The sequence below is a fragment of the Microvirga sp. KLBC 81 genome, assembly GCF_003075415.1.
Classification (GTDB): Bacteria; Pseudomonadota; Alphaproteobacteria; order Rhizobiales; family Beijerinckiaceae; genus Microvirga.
The window spans coordinates 1-2,702 of the sequence record NZ_QDAH01000195.1 but is presented as its reverse complement, the minus strand read 5'-3'; the positions used below and the strand labels follow the sequence as shown (position 1 = coordinate 2,702).

1 protein-coding gene is annotated in these 2,702 nt (G+C 61.9%); it reads left to right on the top strand.

Going from position 1 to position 2,702, the window contains the following annotated elements; genetic code table 11:
• The first annotated feature begins 487 nt into the window (after nucleotides 1-487).
• Nucleotides 488-2,245, top strand: a complete 1,758-nt coding sequence (locus DC522_RS33025; protein WP_116532634.1) for an adenylate/guanylate cyclase domain-containing protein — start codon at nucleotides 488-490, stop codon at nucleotides 2,243-2,245.
• Nucleotides 2,246-2,702: the final 457 nt, after the last annotated feature.

The following is a 2,702-nucleotide window of genomic DNA, read 5'->3' as shown; positions in this document are numbered from 1 at the left end:
TCCATCTGGCCTTCACCACGCTTGGATGTGCTCTCATTTGCTTCAACCAATGCAAACGGTTTTGTTAGGCGCTCTTAGTCCGCTTCAGCGATCAAGAGCTGACGCTCATTGAGCGGCTAGAATGTGAAATTTTGACCCACTCCGGACCATCCTGAGGTTGGGACACGTGGCTGACGGAGCGATTGTTCCCACCGCCAACGACGGAAGAAACCGCTTCGGCAAGTTCAGCGCGCCAGTGGGTTCGAAGTCCCGAAAGCGAACCTTCCTTCGAATGACGCCGTCCTTCCATTGGACCGCAACAGACCTTTGCAGTGACCGCTTCGCGGATCCTGTTCCTGGTGAAGGCGGCTCTCTCGTGAAGCGTCGCCACATGACCGTCTCAGTGGTATCATGAACCAGCACGGTCGCGGTGTCGGGCAGCCGGATGGTGCATGTCGCGTCAATCGCCTGGGCTTCATCCGGCGGATCTCCTGAGGGAGAGACAGCCATGGCGACTGCAAGAGCGGAGCGGCGGCTGGCCGCGATCCTGGCGGCTGACGTCGTCGGCTATTCCCGCCTCGTCGAACATGACGAGGCTGGGACGTTGTCGGCCCTGAAGGTTCTGCGCCAGGAGGTGATCGATCCGCTGCTGGCCGAGCATCAGGGCCGTATTGTCAAGCTGATGGGCGACGGTGCGCTCGTGGAGTTCGGCTCGGTCGTCGATGCCGTCGCGTGCGCGGTCGCCATCCAGAAGGGCGTTGCCGAGAACCAGGCCGATATCCCAACGGAGCGACGCATCATCTTCCGGATCGGCGTCAATCTCGGTGATGTGATCCACGAGGTTGATGGGGATCTCTACGGCGATGGCGTCAACATCGCGGCCCGCCTCCAGACCCTGGCAGATCCAGGCGGCATTTGCATTTCCGGCACGGCGTACGATCACCTCCAGGGCAAGCTTGACTGCGACTACGAGTACCTCGGCGAACGCGCGCTCAAGAACATGGAGCGGCCGGTGCGACTGTACCGCCCCCTTCTGGAAGGGACGACCGCACGAACGGCATCGCCCAGGCCCGCACTTCCGGACCGACCATCCATTGCCGTGCTGCCGTTCAACGCCATGAGCGCCGACCCGGAGCAGGACTTCTTCAGCGATGGGCTCACCGAGGACATCACCACCGCGCTATCCAAGCTCAAGGGCTTCTTCGTGATCGCCCGCAACACGATGTTCACCTACAAGGGAAAGCCCGTGGATGTGCGCGCCATCGGGCGCGAACTCGGGATCCGCTATGTTCTCGAGGGGAGTGTCCGCAAGTCCGGCACCCGCGTGAGGGTGACCGCGCAGCTCATCGATGCGGCCTCCGAAGCCCATCTCTGGGCCGAGCGGTACGACGGCGACCTCGGCGATATCTTCGCCATTCAGGACGAAATCACCGCAAGCGTCGTCGGCCGCATCGGTCCGGAACTCCTGGCGGCAGAGCATGCCCGCGAAAGCCGCAAGCCGCATCATGGCCTCGATGCCTGGGAATGTGTCGTGCGGGCGGTGTTCCTGTGTTCCCAGTTGTCTGAGGAGAGCAGCCGGAAGATGCTCCCCCTGCTCGATCGGGCAATCGGACTGGCTCCCGATTATGCCCAGGCGCTCGCCATGAAAGGTTGGATTACGATGTGGCGCGCGTTCCAGGGGTGGGAGGACATGGGATACGCCCTGGCCCTTGCCAGGGATATCGTCCAACAAGCCATTGCCGCGGACGACAAGGAACCGTGGGCTTACCTTGCGCAGGCGATGATAGCCTTTGCGACGCGTGACAATGTCCTGGCGATGGCAGCGATCAGCCAGGCTGTCGCGATCAACCCCAACTCCGCGTTTGCACACGGCCAGTTGGGACTTGCGCATGCCAACGGGGGCCGCGCGGCGGACGCCATTCCTTGCATCGACTACGCCCTCAGACTGAGCCCGCGCGAGGCTTTTCTCGGCGACTTTCAGTTCTACTACGCCATGGCTTACTTCCAGGGCGCGAATTACGAGCTTGGATTGAGTCATGCACGGGAGGCGCATCGCTTGCGGTCCGGCCACGCGGTTCCGCTGGTCATCGGCACGGCCTGTGCCGGACTTCTGGACAACCAGGAGGCTGCCACGGACTTGCTCGGACGGCTCAAGTCGCTAGTCCCTGACATCTCACGGGACGCGGTCGGAGCAACATCTTCTTTCGTCCGCGCCGAGGATCGGGCGCGCCTGATCGAGGGACTTGCCCGTGCCGGCCTGGATTGACGGGTTGGATTGACCTCGAGAACCGATCGCTTACCGGTGAGGAGCGTTCCTGGCAGCATGTCGCGACGACTTTCGGAATTGTGCTGCGTGGAAGCCCATCTCGCGGCCGCCGCAACAAAGCTGCCAACACAAAGGTCGCTTCAGCTATCGCCGAAACGCTCCCCGTGATTGGCTCATCGCGAGTAAGGGCGTCCAGACGCTGGAAGGCGTGGCTCAAGTCTGGTGGCGTTTGCTACCGAATGCCGGACCGATGCAGCGGCGATCTAGTCACACGGAGCGGCACGTTTCATTGTGGCATCCGCGAAATGAACTTGTGAACCAAGAACGTCCGTTCATGGCACTTCTCGGACATTGCGTCTTGGTCCGTTGGCAAGCGGAGCCTGTGTGGAAACAGGCTGATTGGCACGCTTTGATGATCCAATGGGGTGGTGTGCGGACGGAATGCGGTGTGACCCTC

Bases quoted from the DNA above. Each gene is read 5' to 3' on its own strand.
- DC522_RS33025 (WP_116532634.1), top strand. From the start codon at position 488: ATGGCGACTGCAAGAGCGGAGCGGCGGCTGGCCGCGATCCTGGCGGCT.